The sequence below is a fragment of the Pseudomonas sp. GW821-FHT05D12 genome (genome assembly GCF_059419825.1).
Map to the genome: position 1 here is coordinate 274,173 of NZ_JBWKSN010000001.1, position 18,190 is coordinate 292,362.

The window sequence follows — 18,190 nt, forward strand, 5'->3', positions numbered from 1 at the left end:
GCCACCTGTGTTGCAGGTTTCGGCGATCTGACTTCGTAATACCGCAAAACCCATGACAGGAAAAAGCACTTTGACGCATTTTTGAAGTTTATTTTTCAGGATGACGAATAGCACTAGCCGAGTGCCATGGACCCCGTTAAAGTCGGAAGTCCGCCTGCATCGAAATGTCGCACGAAATCACCCCGAAAATGCCGCATCCCCAACGGGGCCGGGCACTTCGGTCTTTTCAGCGAAACGCCTCCCGGCAGTCCTGCCAACCCAATCCGCTTTGCCCCGTCGCCTGCAATAATATCGGCAACGCCACCCGCGCCTTGTCCTGGGTGTCGTGAAACACAATCACCCCTTTGCGCCACAGCAGCATCAACGTCAGCACCCGTTGCGCCGACTCATCGGCCTTGAGCTTGCCCGGTTCGTCCTGGGAATCGATATCCCACAACGCCACTTGCAGGCCCTGGGCCTGGAAGAACCCCTGGCTGTCCGCGCGACGCTGACCGTAGGGCGGCCGAAACAGCGGCAGGTAGTTTTCCGGCATCAGGTTCTGCGCGAGCGAGGCACTGCGGGTAATGGAGCCCTGCCAGTCGACCCAATGGCTATGGGAGCGATACTGCCAGCCCTGGGTGCCGACGCACTGGCCCTGGTACAGCGCCTGCACATCGGCCACCGAGCTGCGCTCGACGCGCGTCTGCAGGCTGCTGCCGAGGACGAAGAAGGTCGCGTTCATCTTCTGCTTGCGCAGGTAATCGGTGAGCCAGTCGGTGTTGCCGCTGACCGGTGCCGGGCCGCCATCGAAGGTCAGCAGGAACAGCCGGTCGTTGAACTCGTCGCCATTGCGCTCGTGATCGCCAAAGCGCGCGATTTCGCTGCTGATCTGCGGAAACAGCGCGGCCTTGCGCAGCAGCTCGTCCAGGTAGCGTTCGTGGAACGCGTGGCTGGGGCCGGCCCAGCCTATATAGAAGGAGTTTTCGCTGACCTCGAACTTGCCGGCCTGCTCGCGCAGGTCGTCCATGTTTTCCACCAGGTAGCAGAACGAGGCATCTTCCTCGCAGCTTTGCTGGGCGAACGTGTAGTTCTCCAGCAGACGCTGCCAGAGCTGGCGGCGCAGGTCGTCGATGGATGCCATGTTGATGATCTTCAGGCCCAGCCGTTGCTTGAGCGCGGCTTCATCCTGATTCTCGCTGGCGAGCAGGCTGTGGGCGAACATCAGGATTTCGGCGCGCGAGGCCACGTCGAACAGCGCCGGGCTGCCGAGCTTTTCGGGCCAGGTGCCACGGTCCAGGCTGGCGACATCCACCGGCGCCGCCTGGACGGTCAGGCAGAGCAGGCAAGCTGATAATAAAAGCGCGATTCGCACCTAGGGTCTCCCTCTCCAGAGTCGTCGGCCACTATAGCCGATACACCCCATCCCACGCTGGCTCCCGCAGTTTTGGTATCTATTGCCTTGATAGGTGGAGTCAAAACGCCCCTGCCCCTAGAATCCCCTCCACGATTACAGGAGCCAACTTCATGCTGATGGTGATTTCCCCCGCCAAAACCCTCGATTTCGAGTCAAAGCCGGTAACCCCGCGCTTCACCCAGCCGCAATACCTTGACCACTCCCAGGAGTTGATCGAGCAATTGCGCGACCTGAGCCCGGCGCAAATCAGCGAGTTGATGCACGTATCCGACAAGATCGGCGGCCTCAACGCCGCGCGTTTTGGCAGTTGGACTCCCGCTTTCACGCCGGACAATGCCAAGCAGGCGCTGCTGGCGTTCAAGGGCGATGTCTACACCGGCCTGAACGCCGAGACCTTCAGCGATGCCGATTTCTCCTACGCCCAGGACCACCTGCGCATGCTCTCGGGCCTCTACGGCCTGCTGCGCCCGCTGGACCTGATGATGCCGTACCGCCTGGAGATGGGCACCAAACTGGCCAACGCCCGTGGCAAGGACCTGTACGCCTTCTGGGGCACCCGCATCAGCGAATGGCTCAACGAAGCCCTGGCCGAACAAGGTGACGACGTGCTGCTCAACCTGGCCTCCAACGAGTACTTCTCGGCGGTCAAGCGCACGGCCCTGAACGCGCGCATCATCAATACCGAGTTCAAGGACCTGAAGAACGGCCAGTACAAGATCATCAGCTTCTACGCCAAGAAGGCCCGGGGCATGATGAGCCGCTTCGTCATCGAGGAGCGCATCAACGACCCGGCCAAGCTCAAGCAATTCGACGTGCAGGGTTATCGCTTCAATGCAGAGCAGTCCAAGCCGGATAACCTGGTGTTTTTGCGCGATCACGCACCGGAATAAGGCCCAGCTCCGCCCTCACTGACGCTAAAGATCAAAGGTGGGAGCGGGCTTGCTCGCGAAACGACCTATCAGTCAGCACATGTTTGACTGACAGACCGCTTTCGCGAGCAAGCCCGCTCCCACATTTTTTGTGCGCATTTCAGCGCGCAAATAGTCATTATTTTGGCGTCAAAAAATATCTTGACGCATCTCTAACAATTCTTTCACTCGACATTTCCAATTTTTTTTCGTAGTGGCACCACTTTTTTCAAACCGTGGTGGCACAAAACTATCTATGCGCGCCAACTCCCTACAACTACTGGCCCGAATAGCAAGTGCTATCACTGTACTACCAGTGCCATCTTTTCTAATATTTCAAGAAATTTCGGGAAACAGGATGAGCGGCCCGGAACTTCACCTTAAAGCGCCGCTCATACCACCGGTAACGAAATTCTCTGTTTCTGTAAGAGATGACTTACATAACGATCCACGGAAGTAGCAAAGTTGCCCCATCAACTTTGACTCACGGGTCACATCATCAACTGATATGAGTTGAGGGCGGCGATAAGGATGAATTGCTAACCCCTATAGGCCAAGGCAGCGCTTACCCAAATGTGTCGGTGCCAACGCTCAAGCCATTGATATTAAAGGGCTAACCGCCTCTATCAAGGCTCTACGGCGCCGGCGTCAGGCCCTTCCACCCGGAAACCTGGCTGCATTTTAGGGCAAGCCCCAATAACAAGGCCAAGTTGCGCACACCTTGAGTGCAATAGTTAGTCACTCACTATTTAACCTGCCTGTACGCGGTAAGTCGGCGTCTATTCGCCCAACTTCCGCGTGAACAGTGACGTTTGCAAACATGAACTCCGGCCATCTATTGGCATGATTAACACCGTCTTCAATGACAAAGAGGTAAATGCGATGCGCATCAGCATATTTGGTCTAGGTTACGTTGGCGCAGTCTGTGCCGGTTGCCTGTCTGCACGTGGCCACGAAGTGGTCGGCGTAGACATCTCCAAGGAAAAGATCGACCTGATCAACGCAGGCAAATCGCCCATCGTTGAGCCGGGTCTGGGCGAACTGTTGAGCCAAGGCATCGCAAACGGTCGCCTGCGTGGCACGACCAACTTCGCCGAAGCCATCCGTGATACCGACCTGTCGATGATTTGTGTCGGCACGCCGAGCAAGAAGAACGGCGACCTGGAACTCAACTACATCGAATCGGTATGCCGCGAGATCGGTTTTGTCCTGCGTGACAAGACCACCCGCCACACCATCGTAGTGCGCAGCACCGTGTTGCCGGGCACTGTCGCCAATGTGGTGATCCCGATCCTCGAAGACTGCTCCGGCAAGAAAGCCGGCGTCGACTTCGGCGTCGCGGTCAACCCGGAATTCCTGCGTGAATCCACCGCCATCGCCGACTACGACCTGCCGCCGATGACCGTTATCGGTGAGTTCGACAAAGCCTCCGGCGATGTCCTGCAGTCGCTGTACGAAGAACTCGACGCCCCGATCATCCGCAAGGACATCGCCGTTGCCGAGATGATCAAGTACACCTGCAACGTCTGGCACGCCACCAAGGTCACCTTCGCCAACGAGATCGGCAACATCGCCAAGGCGGTCGGCGTCGACGGTCGCGAAGTGATGGAAGTGGTCTGCCAGGACAAGACCCTCAACCTGTCCCAGTACTACATGCGCCCAGGCTTCGCGTTCGGCGGCTCGTGCCTGCCCAAGGACGTGCGTGCCCTGACCTACCGCGCAGGTTCCCTGGACGTGGAAGCACCGCTGCTCAACTCGCTGATGCGCAGCAACGAGTCCCAGGTGCAGAACGCCTTCGACATCGTCGCCGGCCACGACAAACGCAAAGTCGCGCTGCTGGGCCTGAGCTTCAAGGCCGGCACCGATGACCTGCGCGAAAGCCCGCTGGTCGAGCTGGCCGAGATGCTGATCGGCAAAGGCTTCGACCTGAGCATCTACGACAGCAACGTCGAGTACGCCCGTGTCCACGGCGCGAACAAAGACTACATCGAAGGCAAGATCCCGCACGTGTCGTCCCTGCTCAACTCGGACTTCGACGACGTGATCAACAACTCCGACGTGATCATCCTGGGCAACCGCGATGAGAAGTTCCGTGCCCTGGCGCATAACGCCCCGCACGGCAAGCAAGTGGTCGACCTGGTGGGCTTCATGTCCGCAGCCACCAGCGTCAGCGGCCGCACCGAAGGCATTTGCTGGTAACGGAAGAGCAGCGGCAGGTTTCGAGCCGCAAGCTGCAAGTAAAAGCACCGCCCTTGCAGCTTGCGGCTTGCAACCAGCCGCTTTCACCACCTTCGGATGACGCTTATGTCCAAGTTAAAACACGTACTGCTCCAATCCGCCGGCTGGCTGTTCTTTCTGAGCCTGCTGATGGGACTCGCCCTGCTTTTGCCGGCGAGTACGTTCGACTCCGAGTCGAAGAATTTTATTTTCCTGATTGGCGCCGTCGGTATCTGGCGCTACTCGATGGGTGCTACGCATTTCTTTCGCGGCATGCTGTTTTTGTACGTGGTCTACCCGCACCTGCGCCGCAAAGTGCGCAAGTTGGGCAAGGCCGCCGACCCGTCCCATGTGTTCCTGATGGTTACCAGCTTCCGGATCGATGCGCTGACCACCGCGCAGGTCTACAGCTCGGTGATTCGCGAGGCCATCGAATGTGGCTTTCCGACCACCGTGGTCTGCTCGCTGGTGGAAATGTCCGATGAGCTGCTGGTCAAGAGCCTGTGGGAACGCATGAACCCGCCAGACCACGTGAAGCTCGACTTCGTGCGCATCGCCGGTACCGGCAAGCGTGACGGCCTGGCCTTCGGTTTTCGCGCCATCTCCCGCCACCTGCCGGATGACCGCGCCGTGGTCGCCGTGATCGATGGCGACACCGTGCTCGCCGAAGGCGTGGTCCGCAAGACCGTCCCGTGGTTCCAGCTGTTCGGCAATGTCGGCGGGCTGACCACCAACGAGTTCTGCGAAGTACGCGGCGGCTACATCATGAGCGAATGGCACAAGCTGCGCTTCGCCCAGCGCCACATCAACATGTGCTCGATGGCCCTGTCCAAGCGCGTGCTGACCATGACCGGGCGCATGTCGGTGTTCCGTGCCAGCGTGGTCACCGACCCGGGCTTTATCGCCGACGTGGAAAGCGACTCGCTGCAACACTGGCGCCTGGGCCGCTTCAAGTTCCTGACCGGCGATGACAAGTCCAGCTGGTTCAGCCTGATGCGCCTTGGCTACGACACCTTCTACGTGCCGGACGCCGCGATCAACACCGTGGAACACCCGCCGGAAAAGAGTTTTATCAAGGCCAGCCGCAAGCTGATGTTCCGCTGGTACGGCAACAACCTGCGCCAGAACTCCCGTGCCCTGGGCCTGGGTGTACGCCGGTTGGGCCTGTTCACCAGCATCGTGTTGTTCGACCAGCGCGTGTCGATGTGGACCTCCCTGCTCGGCCTGACCGTGGCAATCATCGCCACCTTCAAGTACGGCGGCGCGTTCATCCTCGCCTACCTGCTGTGGATCGGCATCACCCGCCTGATCCTGACCCTGCTGCTGTCGTGCTCCGGCCACGGGATCGGCCCGGCCTACCCCGTGATTCTCTATTACAACCAGATCATGGGCGCGCTGGTGAAGATCTACGTGTTCTTCCGCCTTGATCAACAGTCCTGGACCCGCCAGGACACCAAACTGACCCGCGATTTGGCCAGCTTTCAACGTTGGTTCAACACCTGGTCGTCTCGGACCATGACCTTCTCCGCCGGCAGCATTTTCGTCGCCGTGTTGCTGATGATGGTCTGACCCTGCCAAGCCTGAATTAACCAAGGAATTACACCGTCATGAACAGCCAAGTAAACGCCAACGTTGTCCACGAGTCCGAAGCCCAGCGCCAACATGCCCGGGTCAAAATCCCGGCCAAGCTGCGCTTCTTCAACACAGACCGCACCCAGACCGAAGCACGGGTGATCGACCTTTCCGCCGGCGGCCTGGCGTTCACCGCCACCCAGCCGTTGACCGTGGGTGAAGTGCACAAAGGCCGCCTGCAGTTCGTCATCGACAACCTTGGCCTGGCCATGGACGTGGAACTGCAAATTCGCTCCTACGACCGCCAGACAGGTCGCACCGGTTGCCAGTTCCAGAACCTCGACGCTCAGGACATCTCGACCCTGCGCCACCTGATCACCTCGCACCTGTCCGGTGACATCGTGACCATGGGCGACGTGCTGGCAACCCTGCAGCGCGACAACTTCACCAAGGCGCGCAAGGTCAAGGACGGCGGCAGCAACATGAGCGCCTTCGGCCGCCTGCGTGCCGTGACCTTCAGCCTGGCGATCTTCCTGGTCGGCCTCGCTGCGTTCGGGTTTGTCTTTAAATCGGTGTACGGCATGTACTTCGTCAGCCACGCCCAGGCGGGCATCGTCAGCGTACCGGGCATGAACGTGACCATGCCGCGCGACGGTACCGTGCAAAGCCTGCTCAAGGGTGATGCGGTCGCTGCCAAAGGCGCGCCACTGGCGACCTTCAGCACCAGCATGCTCGACGTGCTCAAGGGCCACCTGGACGAAGACCAGCTGCAACCGGCCAAAGTCGAAGAGCTGTTCGGCAAGCAAATGACCGGCACCCTGACCTCCCCATGCGATTGCGTGGTGGCGCAGCAACTGGTCGCCGACGGTCAGTACGCCAGCAAAGGCGACGTGATCTTCCAACTGGTGCCACGCGGCAGCCTGGCCAATGTCGAAGCGCGCTTCACCTATCGCCAGTTCGCCGACGTGCGCCCCGGCACTCCAGTGAGCTTCCAGGTCGCCGACGAAGAACAGGTCCGCACCGGCACAATCGTCAGCAGCACCAGCCTGAACAGCGCCGACCTGTCTTCCGACATCCGCGTGCAGATCAAGCCTGATGCGCCGCTGGACAGCACCTACGCCGGCCGCCCGGTGGAAGTGACCAGCGACCGTGGCCCTTCGCTGAACTGGCTGATCGACAAAGCCATGGCCAACGGTCTGTAAGCAGAGGACATGCCTGTGATGACTCTCTCAAAAACACCGCAGTCCCTGTGGGAGCGGGCTTGCTCGCGAAAGCAGTGTGTCAGCCAACACATGCATCAACTGACAGGGCCCCTTCGCGAGCAAGCCCGCTCCCACATGGGAACTGCGGCGTTGCTGGCTGTTGCGGTCAGCCTCGCCGGTTGCGCCGGCCTGCCCGACCAGCGCCTGGCCAACGAAGCGCTGAAACGTGGCGACACCGTCACTGCCCAGCAGAACTACCAGCAGCTCGCGGACCTGGGCTACAGCGAGGCCCAGGTGGGCCTGGCCGATATCCAGGTGACCACCCGTGACCCCGAGCAGATCCGTCAGGCCGAAGCCACTTATCGCGCGGCTGCCGATACGTCGCCACGTGCCCAGGCGCGCCTGGGTCGCCTGCTGGTCGCCAAGCCAGGCGTCACCGAGGCCGAGCAGCACGAAGCCGAAGGCCTGCTGAAAAAAGCCTTTGCCAATGGCGAAGGCAACACCCTGATCCCACTGGCGATGCTGTACCTGCAATACCCGCACAGCTTCCCCAACGTGAACGCCCAGCAGCAGATCAGCAAGTGGCAGGCCGCCGGTTACCCGGAAGCCGGGCTGGCCCAAGTGCTGCTGTATCGCACCCAGGACACCTACGACCAGCACCTGGATGACGTCGAGCGCATCTGCAAGGCCGCGCTGAACACCACCGACATCTGCTACGTCGAACTGGCCACCGTCTACCAGAAGAAAGCCGAGCCGGAAAAACAGGCCCAATTGCTCAAGCAGATGGAAGCCGGCTACAGCCGTGGCACCGTCACCGCACAACGCGTCGACAGCGTGGCCCGCGTATTGGGCGATGCCTCGCTGGGCAAGACCGACGAAAAAACCGCCCAGGCCCTGCTGGAAAAAATCGCCCCTGGCTACCCGGCTTCCTGGGTCAGCCTGGCGCAGTTGCTCTACGACTTCCCTGAACTGGGCGACATCGACCAGATGATGAAGTACCTGGACAACGGCCGCGCCGCCGACCAGCCGCGCGCCGAGTTGTTGCTGGGCAAGCTCTACTACGAAGGCAAATGGGTGCCGGCCGACGCCAAGGCCGCTGAAGCCCACTTCGAAAAAGCCGTGGGCAAGGAAGTGGCCGCCGATTACTACCTCGGCCAGATCTATCGCCGTGGCTACCTGGGCAAGGTCTACCCGCAAAAAGCCCTCGACCACTTGCTGACCGCTGCGCGCAACGGCCAGAACAGCGCCGACTTCGCCATCGCCCAATTGTTTTCCCAAGGCAAGGGCACCAAGCCCGACCCATTGAACGCCTATGTCTTCAGCCAGTTGGCTAAAGCCCAGGACACGCCAGAGGCCACTGACCTGGCCACGCAGCTCGAAGCCCCGCTCACGCCTGAGCAACGCGCCGAAGGCCAACGCCTGGTGCAACAGGAGCTGGCCGCGCGCGGCACCCTGGCCCAGAGCACGCTGCAACTGCACGCCCTGCAAGAAGAAGACGGCGAGGAATCCCTATGAAGCTCAACCCATTCGTCAAGGCCGGCATCGGCCTGACCTTCGCCCTGCTGTGGTCGTGCCCGACCCTGGCCGCGCTGACCGAAGCCAAGAACTTCGGCCTGGAAGTCAAAGCCACCGCCCAGTCCGAAGATGACCGCGACCTCGGCACCCAGAAAGGCGGCGACGTCAACGGCATCGGCCTCGACCTGCGCCCGTGGATCTACGGTGAAAGCGGCGCGTGGAGCGCCTACGCGATGGGCCAGGCCGTGGTGTCCAGCGACATTATCGAGACCGACACCCTGCAACAGTCGGCGGATGACGAGAACCAGCAAACCACCAACAACGACCGCAAGGCCAAGAAAAACTACCTGGCCATGCGCGAATTCTGGGTCGGCTACAGCGGCTTCACGCCCTACCCTGGCGAGATCCTCAAGTTCGGTCGCCAACGCCTGCGCAATGACGACGGCCAATGGCGCGACACCAACATCGAAGCGCTGAACTGGACCTTCGACACGACCTTGCTCAAGGCCAACGTCGGCGTCGCTGAACGTTTCAGCGAATATCGCACCGACCTCAAGGAGCTGTCGCCCAAGGACAAGGATCGCCAGCACCTCTACGCCGACGCCGCCTACCAGTGGACGCCCGGCCAGTGGATCGGCCTGCGCGCCCACCACACCCATGACGACGGCAAGCTCGACTACCCGGAACCGGGCGTGGCCACCGACTCGCTGGACAAGCGCGAGAACGGCGACCTGACATGGCTCGGCATCGAGGCCAACAGCGACGCCTACAACTGGCGCAACACCAACACCGTCAACTACTGGGCGAGCATCACCGGCATGCAGGGCGACCGCGACACGGTCAACGCCTTGAACGCCGACGGCACCCGCCCCACCAACGCCAAGCGCAGCGACGACGTGAATGGCTGGGCCACCGACCTGGGTATCCGCCTGCGTCTGGACCCGCAGTGGCAAGTGGGTGCGGCCTACTCCCGCGCCAGCGCCGAATACGAGCAGAACGGCCTGCAGAGCAACCGTTCGAACTGGACCGGCACCCAGTCCCGCGTGCACCGCTTCGGCGAAGCGTTTCGCGGCGAGATGAACAACATGCAGTCCATGAGCCTGTTCGGTTCCTGGCAGCTGCGCGAGGACTACGACGCCAGCCTGGTGTACCACAAGTTCTGGCGCGTCGACGGCAACAAGCCGGTCGGCAGCAACGGCATCGATGCCGTGCAGAACAACACCGATGACGTCACCGGCGCGATCCTGTCCAGCACGTCCCTGCCGCTTGAAGACGGCAAGAAGGACCTGGGCCAGGAGATGGACCTGGTCGTCACCAAGTACTTCAAGAAAGGCCTGCTGCCGGCCGCGCTCAGCCAGTCGATCGAAGAACCGTCGGCCCTGGTGCGCTTTCGTGCGGGCGTGTTCAAGCCGGGCGACGCCTACGGCAGCCAGGTTGACTCGTACATGCATCGCGCCTTTGTCGACGTGATCTGGAAGTTCTGATGGGAGCCTGCGCAATGAAACCTCAACGCTTGCTGGTTGCCGCGATGCTGATGGCCAGTGCCACAGCCTTCGCCGATACCGCGCAGCAGGTCAAGGCGCCGACCATCGCCAAAGAACTGCAACAGGCCAAGACCTACACCATTTCCAGCCCGCCGACCGCGCCGCTGGAACTGGCCAAGCCTGCCCTGCCGGACCTGTCGGGCTACACCGCCGCAGCGATGGAAAAGAAAATCGTCAGGACCAAGCCGGGCAAGATCAGCATCCGCCGGATGATGCAGGAAGACGCCCTCAAGGACTTTATCGGCGGCGACAACAAGATGGCCGAATGGGTGGTGCGCCAGCACGGCATTCCCCAGGCGATCTTTGTCGACGACGGCTACATGAACCTCAAGGACCTGCTCGGCAAAGTGCCCAAGCAGTACCTCAGCGAAACCTCGCCGGGTGTGTTCCTGGCCAAGCTGCCGATCGTGGTCGGGCGCAAGGGCATCCTCGAAATCGACAAGCAGACCAAAGAGCTGCGCCTGTCCCAGGAAGCCGGTTCGTTCCTGATCAACGACGGCCAGCTGTTCGTGCGCGACACCAGGATCACCGGCTGGAAAGAAAAGGCCAACGGCCCGGCGCTGTTCCAGTCGCCCAAGGAGTTCCGCCCGTTCCTGCTGGCCTGGGGCGGCACCGAGACCTACGTCGCCAACACCAAGATGGCCAGTTTCGGCTACGCCAACAGTAAGTCGTACGGGGTGAGTATTTCCCAGTACACGCCGAACATGGCCAAGGTGCTCAAGCGTCCCGAGCCGACCGGCTGGATCATCGATTCCGAGTTTTCGGACATGTGGTACGGCTTCTACTGCTACGAGACCACGGGCTTCGTGATCAAGGGCAACACCTACAAAGACAACATCGTCTACGGCATTGACCCGCACGACCGTTCCCACGGCCTGATCATCGCGGACAACACCGTGTACGGCACCAAGAAGAAGCACGGCATCATCATTTCCCGTGAAGTGAACGACAGCTTCATCTTCAACAACCGCAGCTACGACAACAAGCTCTCGGGCCTGGTAATCGACCGTAACAGCGTCAACAACCTGATCGCCGACAACGAGATCTACCGCAACCACACCGACGGCATCACCCTCTATGAGAGCGGCGACAACCTGTTGTGGGGCAACAAGGTGATCAGCAACCGTCGCCACGGCATCCGCGTGCGTAACAGCGTGAACATCCGGCTGTACGAAAACACCTCGATGGCCAACGGCCTGACCGGCCTCTACGGCCACATCAAGGACTTGACCGACACCGACCGCGACATCGCCCTCGACCCGTTCGACGCCAAGGTCTCGCTGATCGTGGTCGGCGGTGAGCTGGCAGGTAACGGCAGCGGACCGCTGTCGATCGACTCGCCGCTGAGTGTCGAGTTGTATCGCGTGTCGATGCTGGCGCCGACCAAATCCAGCGGCATCAGCTTCTCCGGCGTGCTGGGCGATCGCCAGGAAGAGATTCTCGACCTGCTGGTGCGCCAGCAGAAAGCCGTGCTGATCGACCCTGTCGAACGCCAGACCGAATTGCAGGACTGAGGATGACTCTTATGCACCCACACATGATCAAACTGCTGAGCCTCTCGGGTCTGACCCTCGGCCTGCTCGCGGCCAGCCAGGGCGTACGCGCCGACGAAATCAAGGCGCCGACCTTCACCGCCGAGCCGTGCTGCAGCCTGTGCCCGGCCGCCCACGACGCGAAGAACTACACCACGCGCTACCAGCAGAACTTCACCACCCTGGTACAGGCCCAGGGCGACTGGCTGTTCCGCACCCAGGAAGACCTGCGCACCGAATTCGACACCAGCCCCGCCGGCTACAAGCGCATGCAGCAACTGCACGATGCGTTCAAGGCCAAGGGCGTGGAACTGGTGGTGGTCTACCAGCCGACCCGTGGCCTGGTGAACCGCAACAAGCTCAACCCCGAAGAGAAAGCCAAGTTCGATTTCGACAAGGCCCTGAGCAACTACAAGACCATGCTCGGCCGCTTCGCCAAGATGGGCTATGTGGTGCCGGACCTGTCGCCGTTGACCAACGAGCAACTGCCGGATGAATTGCCAGCGCACGACTTCTACTTCCGCGGCGACCAGCACTGGACCCCTTACGGCGCGCAGCGCACGGCGAAAATCGTCGGCGCCAAAGTTCGTGCGATGCCTGAGTTCGCGGATATTCCCAAGCGTGAGTTCGAGACCAAGCGCTCCGGGCGCATGGGCAAGACCGGCACCCTGCACAACATGGCCGGCCAACTGTGTGGCACCAGCTACGCGATCCAGTACATGGACCAGTTCACCACCGAGCCCAAGGGCGAGGCCGGTGACGGCGACCTGTTCAGCGACTCCGGCAACCCGCAGATCACCCTGGTGGGCACCAGCCACAGCGGCAAGAACTACAACTTCGCCGGCTTCCTCGAACAGGAAATCGGTGCTGACATCCTCAACGTCGCCTTCCCCGGCGGTGGCCTGGAAGGCTCGATGATCCAGTACCTGGGCAGCGATGAATTCCAGAAGACGCCGCCGAAAATCCTCATCTGGGAATTCTCGCCGCTGTACCGCCTCGACCAGGAGACCATCTACCGCCAGATGATGTCGCTGCTCGACAACGGTTGCGAAGGCAAGACCGCACAGATGACCGCGAGCACTACCCTGAAGCCCGGCAAGAACGAATTGCTGGTTAACAGTTCGAACAAAGACCTGCGCAACGCCAACCATCAGGTTGATATCCGCTTCGCCGACCCGTCGGTGAAAACCCTGCAAGCCACCCTCTGGTACATGAACGGGCGCCACGAGGACATCAAGATCGAGAAACCCGAAACATCCGATACAGACGGGCGTTTCGCCTTTGAACTGCGCACCGATGAAGACTGGGCCTCGCAGAACTTGCTGGCCGTGGAAGTGCAGGGCCCCGAAGCGGGCGCTGCCGCGCAGAAAGTCGAAGCGAAAATTTGCACACGCAACGTATTCCCAGCCGGTGGTCAGCAGACCGCCTCAACTGGGCAATGAGGTTACTTATGCAGAAGTTATTGATTCCAACGCTGCTGGGCCTGGCAATGTTCGCCGGCTCAGTCAACGCCGCCGCGCCACTGCGTCCGCCCCAGGGCTATTTCGCTCCGGTGGAAGCGTTCAAGACCGGCGATTTCAAGAATGACTGCGACGCCATGCCGGCGCCGTACACCGGCTCGCTGCAATTTCGCAGCAAGTACGAAGGTTCGGACAAGGCCCGTTCCACCCTGAATGTGCAATCCGAAAAAGCCTTTCGCGACAGCACGGCCGACATCACCAAGCTGGAAAAAGACACCAGCAAGCGCGTGATGCAATTCATGCGCGACGGGCGTCCGGAGCAGCTGGAATGCACACTCAACTGGCTGACCAGCTGGGCCAAGGCCGACGCGTTGATGTCCAAGGATTTCAACCACACCGGCAAGTCCATGCGCAAATGGGCGCTGGGCAGCATGGCTTCGGCCTATGTGCGCCTGAAGTTCTCCGACTCGCACCCGCTGGCCAACCACCAGCAGGAGTCGCAACTGATCGAAGCCTGGTTCAACAAACTGGCCGACCAGGTGGTGAGCGACTGGGACAACCTGCCGCTGGAAAAAACCAACAACCACTCCTACTGGGCCGCCTGGTCGGTGATGGCGACTTCCGTCGCCGTGAACCGTCGCGACCTGTTTGATTGGGCGGTGAAGGAATACAAGGTCGGCGCCAACCAGGTCGACGACCAGGGCTTCCTGCCCAACGAGTTGAAGCGTCAGCAACGTGCCCTGTCGTACCACAACTACGCGCTGCCGCCGCTGTCGATGATCGCCAGTTTTGCCCTGGTCAACGGTGTCGATCTGCGCCAGGAAAACAACGGCGCGCTGAAACGCCTGGGCGACAAGGTGCTGGCCGGCGTGAAAGACCCGGAAATCTTCGAACAGAAGAACGGCAAGGAACAGGACATGAAGGACCTCAAGGAGGACATGAAATTTGCCTGGCTTGAGCCCTTCTGCACCCTCTACACCTGCGCCCCGGATGTGCTCGAACGCAAGCATGGCATGCAGCCGTTCAAGACCTTCCGCCTCGGCGGCGACCTGACCAAGGTCTACGACCCGACGCATGAAAAAGGCAACAAAGGTTCCTGACGAAACGCACTTCAAATGTGGGAGCGGGCTTGCTCGCGAAGGCGGTGTATCAGTCGCCATCTGTGTTGAATGACACACCGCATTCGCGAGCAAGCCCGCTCCCACAGTTTGAGCCGGTTTCGTCAGTGGAAATGTAATACCGCCCCTCTCCGTTTTCGGTGGGGGGTTTGGGGGGGCTCTGGCCCTTGACTGTTGGTTAAACATGGAGAGATCGGGATGGTTTTCTCGTCCAATGTGTTCCTGTTTCTGTTCTTGCCGATCTTTCTCGGCTTGTACTACTTGAGCGGGCAACGCTATCGCAACCTGCTGCTGCTGATTGCCAGCTACGTGTTCTACGCCTGGTGGCGAGTGGACTTCCTGGCGCTGTTCGCCGCCGTCACGCTGTGGAATTACTGGATCGGCCTCAAGGTCGGTGCCGCCGGCGTGCGCACCAAGCCGGCCCAACGCTGGCTGCTGCTGGGCGTGGCGGTCGACCTGTGCATCCTCGGCTACTTCAAGTACGCCAACTTCGGCGTCGACAGCATCAACCTGATGATGAAGTCTGCAGGCCTTGAGCCCTTCATCCTCACCCATGTGCTGCTGCCGATCGGTATCTCGTTCTATATCTTCGAGTCCATCAGCTACATCATCGACGTGTACCGCGGTGATACCCCGGCGACCCGCAACCTCATCGACTTTGCAGCGTTCGTGGCGATCTTCCCGCACTTGATTGCCGGCCCCGTGTTGCGTTTTCGCGACCTGGCCGACCAGTTCAACAACCGCACCCACACCCTCGACAAGTTCTCCGAGGGCTGCACGCGGTTCATGCAGGGTTTCATCAAGAAGGTTTTCATCGCCGACACCCTGGCGGTGGTCGCCGACCATTGCTTCGCGCTGCAAAACCCCACCACCGGCGACGCGTGGCTCGGCGCGCTGGCCTATACCGCGCAGCTGTACTTCGACTTCTCCGGCTACAGCGACATGGCTATCGGCCTGGGCTTGATGATGGGTTTCCGCTTCATGGAAAACTTCAAGCAGCCGTACATCAGCCAGTCGATCACCGAGTTCTGGCGCCGCTGGCACATCAGCCTTTCCACCTGGCTGCGTGACTACCTGTACATCACCCTGGGCGGCAACCGCAAAGGCACGCTGACCACCTACCGCAACCTGTTCCTGACCATGCTGCTCGGTGGCCTGTGGCACGGTGCGAACATCACCTACATCGTGTGGGGCGCCTGGCACGGCATGTGGCTGGCAATCGAAAAAGCCATCGGCCTCAACACCTCGCCGCGCAGCTTCAACCCGGTGCGCTGGGCCTTCACCTTCCTGCTGGTGGTGATGGGCTGGGTGATCTTCCGCGCCGAAAACCTGCACGTCGCCGGCCGTATGTACGGCGCGATGTTCAGCTTTGGCGAATGGTCGCTGTCGGAACTCAACCGCGCCAACCTCACCGGCCTGCAAGTGGCAACCCTGGTGGTGGCGTACGTGACCCTGGCGTTCTTCGGCCTGCGCGACTTCTACACCAACCGCCCCGCCGAAAAAGCCAAGCCGGCCGATCCGAGCCTGATCAAGGCCGTACCGGGCGACAACCCGGGCAGCATCCACGAGCCAGGCTTCACCGTCGGCCAGGACGCCGCCGTGCAACCGGCCTACTGGACCGCTGACTGGCCACGCTACGCAATGCGCGCGGCAGTGCTGCTGCTGTTCGTAGCGTCGATTCTCAAACTGTCGGCGCAGAGTTTCTCGCCGTTCCTTTACTTCCAATTCTGAGGGAGCCGACCATGACCCGTTCATTCCGCGTCCTCTATATCGGCCTGTTCCTGGTGGTGTTGCTCGCCCTGGGCGCCTGGTCGATGCGCAGCTTCTTCGGCTTCAGCACCAATGCCGATGCGACCGTGCTCAACGGTCGCTGGACCAAGGCCGTCGAGACCCATTACGACGACCAGTTCCCGATCAAGCGCCTGGGCACCAACCTCTGGGCCGCGCTGGACTACAAGCTGTTCAATGAAGGCCGCCCTGGCGTCGTGCTGGGCCGCGATCACTGGTTGTACAGCGACGAGGAGTTCAATCCGGCCGTCAATGAAGACCAGAACCTCGAGGGCAATTACGCGCTGGTCGAAGGCGTGCGCCAGAAACTCAAGGCCCAAGGCATTCAACTGGTGATGGCAATCGTGCCGGCCAAAGTGCGCCTGTACCCGGAACACCTGGGTGAGGTGAAGCCTGCGAGCATCCACGCCAACCTGTACCAGGACTTCCACGCGCGTGTTGCCGCCGACAAGATCATCGCCCCCGACCTGCTCGACCCGCTGCAACAGGCCAAGCTGGGCGGCAAGCAGGTGTTCCTGCGCACCGACACCCACTGGACTCCGGACGGTGCCGAAATCGCTGCCAAGCAACTGGCCAAGGTGATTGCCGACAAGGCGCCACTGAACGGCGAGCCGCAGCGTTTTGTCACCGAAGCCGAGAAGACCGAGCCGCACAAAGGCGACCTGCGTCTGTTCCTGCCGCTGGACCCGCTGTTTGAAAACCTGATGCCGCCTAAAGAGCCGCTGGAAAAACGCGTCACGCACCTGGCTGAAACCAAAGGCGACGACGCGCTGTTCAGCGACAGCGAAACCCCGGTTGCACTGGTCGGCACCAGCTACAGCGCCAACCCCAACTGGAACTTCGTCGGCGCGCTCAAGCAAGCCCTGGGCAGCGACGTCATCAACTACTCCGAAGACGGTCACGGCCCGATCCTGCCGATGCTCAGCTACCTCAAGAGCGACGACTTCAAGAACAGCCCGCCGCAGGTGCTGATCTGGGAGTTCCCTGAACGCTATCTGCCCGTCAACAACGAAATCGGTGATGCCGACCCGCAGTGGGTTGCGCAGCTTAAACAAGCCGGTTCGCGCCAACAGAACATGGCACTGAACACCCCAGTTAAACACTCAAAATCCGAGACGCCCGACCGGGCGCAAAACTGAAAGAGAGGTAACTCACATGACTTTCACTACTACTCCGCGTCGTCTCGCCAAGACCCTGGCCCTGGTTGCCGGCATGAGCGTTGTATCGATGTCTGCCTTCGCCGGTGGCGACGCCGCCCTGTACGGCCCAACTGCGCCAAAAGGCTCGAGCTTCGTGCGGGTCTACAACGCCAGCAACCAGGAAGTCAGCGCCACCGTCGGCGCGACCAACCTGAGCGACGTTGCGCCCTTGGCCAGCAGTGACTTCAGCTTCATGCCCGGCGGTGACTACAGCGCCAAGGTCGGCAGCCAGACCGTGCCGGTCAAGCTCGCCCCGGACCACTACTACACCCTGGTCAACAACAGCAGCGGCCAGCCGCAGTTGATCGAGGAACCGCCGTTCAAGAACAAGCAGAAATCCCTGGTGCGCGTGCAGAACCTCAGCGACAAGGCCCTGACCCTGAAGACCGCCGACGGCAAGACCGACGTGGTCAAGTCGGTGGCCGCCAAAGGCCGTGGCGAGCGCGAAATCAACCCGGTGAAGGTGAGCCTGGCGCTGTATGACGGCGACAAGAAAGTCGGCGACGTGAAGCCAGTGGCCCTGGAACGTGGTGAGGCAGCGGTGCTGTACGTCACCGGTTCCGGTTCGAGCCTGTCGCCAGTCTGGGTGAAACGCCCAGTGTCGACCCGCTGATCAGATTTTCGACCGGGCCCCGTTCCCCTGTGGGAGCTGGCTTGCCTGCGATGGCATCACCTCGGTGTCACTGACACACCGAGTCGTCTGCATCGCGGGCAAGCCCGGCTCCCACTGGAGCCGAGGAGC

Annotated in this window: 13 protein-coding genes and 1 pseudogene; 13 read left to right on the top strand and 1 reads right to left on the bottom strand. The window is 61.1% G+C overall.

The genetic code is table 11. The features are described 5' to 3' along the window. Window positions 1-226 precede the first annotated feature (226 nt). Window positions 227-1,351 (bottom strand): polysaccharide deacetylase family protein, encoded by a 1,125-nt coding sequence (locus tag AC07SI_RS01275; protein WP_495004947.1) that lies wholly within the window; start codon window positions 1,349-1,351, stop codon window positions 227-229. Window positions 1,352-1,503: 152 nt separating this feature from the next. On the opposite strand from AC07SI_RS01275, the gene yaaA reads away from it, so the two are divergent. From yaaA to AC07SI_RS01340, 13 genes and pseudogenes are all read left to right on the top strand, one after another. Beyond that, on the top strand, window positions 1,504-2,283 hold the full coding sequence (yaaA, locus tag AC07SI_RS01280) for a peroxide stress protein YaaA (protein ID WP_106805102.1): 780 nt from the start codon (window positions 1,504-1,506) through the stop codon (window positions 2,281-2,283). 900 nt (window positions 2,284-3,183) lie between these two features. Next, window positions 3,184-4,500, top strand: a complete 1,317-nt coding sequence (locus AC07SI_RS01285) for a nucleotide sugar dehydrogenase (RefSeq protein WP_065907093.1) — start codon at window positions 3,184-3,186, stop codon at window positions 4,498-4,500. A gap of 105 nt (window positions 4,501-4,605) precedes the next feature. Next, window positions 4,606-6,087, top strand: coding sequence for a mannuronan synthase (gene alg8 / locus AC07SI_RS01290; protein WP_495004948.1), 1,482 nt, complete (start codon window positions 4,606-4,608; stop codon window positions 6,085-6,087). A 38-nt stretch (window positions 6,088-6,125) separates the two neighbouring features. After that, window positions 6,126-7,292, top strand: coding sequence for an alginate biosynthesis protein Alg44 (locus tag AC07SI_RS01295; protein ID WP_065907047.1), 1,167 nt, complete (start codon window positions 6,126-6,128; stop codon window positions 7,290-7,292). Between the two features lie 90 nt (window positions 7,293-7,382). Then, window positions 7,383-8,807 (top strand): alginate biosynthesis TPR repeat lipoprotein AlgK, encoded by a 1,425-nt coding sequence (gene algK / locus AC07SI_RS01300; protein ID WP_495004949.1) that lies wholly within the window; start codon window positions 7,383-7,385, stop codon window positions 8,805-8,807. Further along, entirely contained in the window at window positions 8,804-10,291 is a 1,488-nt protein-coding gene (locus AC07SI_RS01305; RefSeq protein WP_495004950.1) for an alginate export family protein, read from the top strand. The genes algK and AC07SI_RS01305 overlap by 4 nt, the downstream gene beginning before the upstream one ends. Then, window positions 10,291-11,865, top strand: coding sequence for a mannuronan 5-epimerase AlgG (algG, locus tag AC07SI_RS01310; protein ID WP_106805103.1), 1,575 nt, complete (start codon window positions 10,291-10,293; stop codon window positions 11,863-11,865). The genes AC07SI_RS01305 and algG overlap by 1 nt, the downstream gene beginning before the upstream one ends. Before the next feature lie 11 nt (window positions 11,866-11,876). Beyond that, window positions 11,877-13,325 carry an alginate O-acetyltransferase gene (locus AC07SI_RS01315; protein WP_065907096.1) on the top strand — a complete coding sequence of 483 codons (1,449 nt, stop codon included), beginning with the start codon at window positions 11,877-11,879 and terminating at the stop codon, window positions 13,323-13,325. An 8-nt stretch (window positions 13,326-13,333) separates the two neighbouring features. Then, on the top strand, window positions 13,334-14,443 hold the full coding sequence (locus tag AC07SI_RS01320; protein ID WP_083221459.1) for a mannuronate-specific alginate lyase: 1,110 nt from the start codon (window positions 13,334-13,336) through the stop codon (window positions 14,441-14,443). Further along, window positions 14,440-14,550, top strand: a pseudogene (locus AC07SI_RS01325) (metal ABC transporter ATP-binding protein); the annotation flags it as partial. The gene AC07SI_RS01320 and the pseudogene AC07SI_RS01325, both read left to right, overlap by 4 nt. Before the next feature lie 109 nt (window positions 14,551-14,659). Then, window positions 14,660-16,192, top strand: a complete 1,533-nt coding sequence (locus AC07SI_RS01330) for an MBOAT family O-acyltransferase (protein ID WP_201143564.1) — start codon at window positions 14,660-14,662, stop codon at window positions 16,190-16,192. Window positions 16,193-16,203: 11 nt separating this feature from the next. Next, on the top strand, window positions 16,204-17,388 hold the full coding sequence (locus tag AC07SI_RS01335; RefSeq protein WP_495004951.1) for an alginate O-acetyltransferase: 1,185 nt from the start codon (window positions 16,204-16,206) through the stop codon (window positions 17,386-17,388). Between the two features lie 16 nt (window positions 17,389-17,404). Next, complete coding sequence (locus tag AC07SI_RS01340; protein WP_065907075.1) at window positions 17,405-18,061, top strand: alginate O-acetyltransferase AlgF; 657 nt, start codon at window positions 17,405-17,407, stop codon at window positions 18,059-18,061. The last annotated feature ends 129 nt before the right edge of the window (window positions 18,062-18,190 follow it).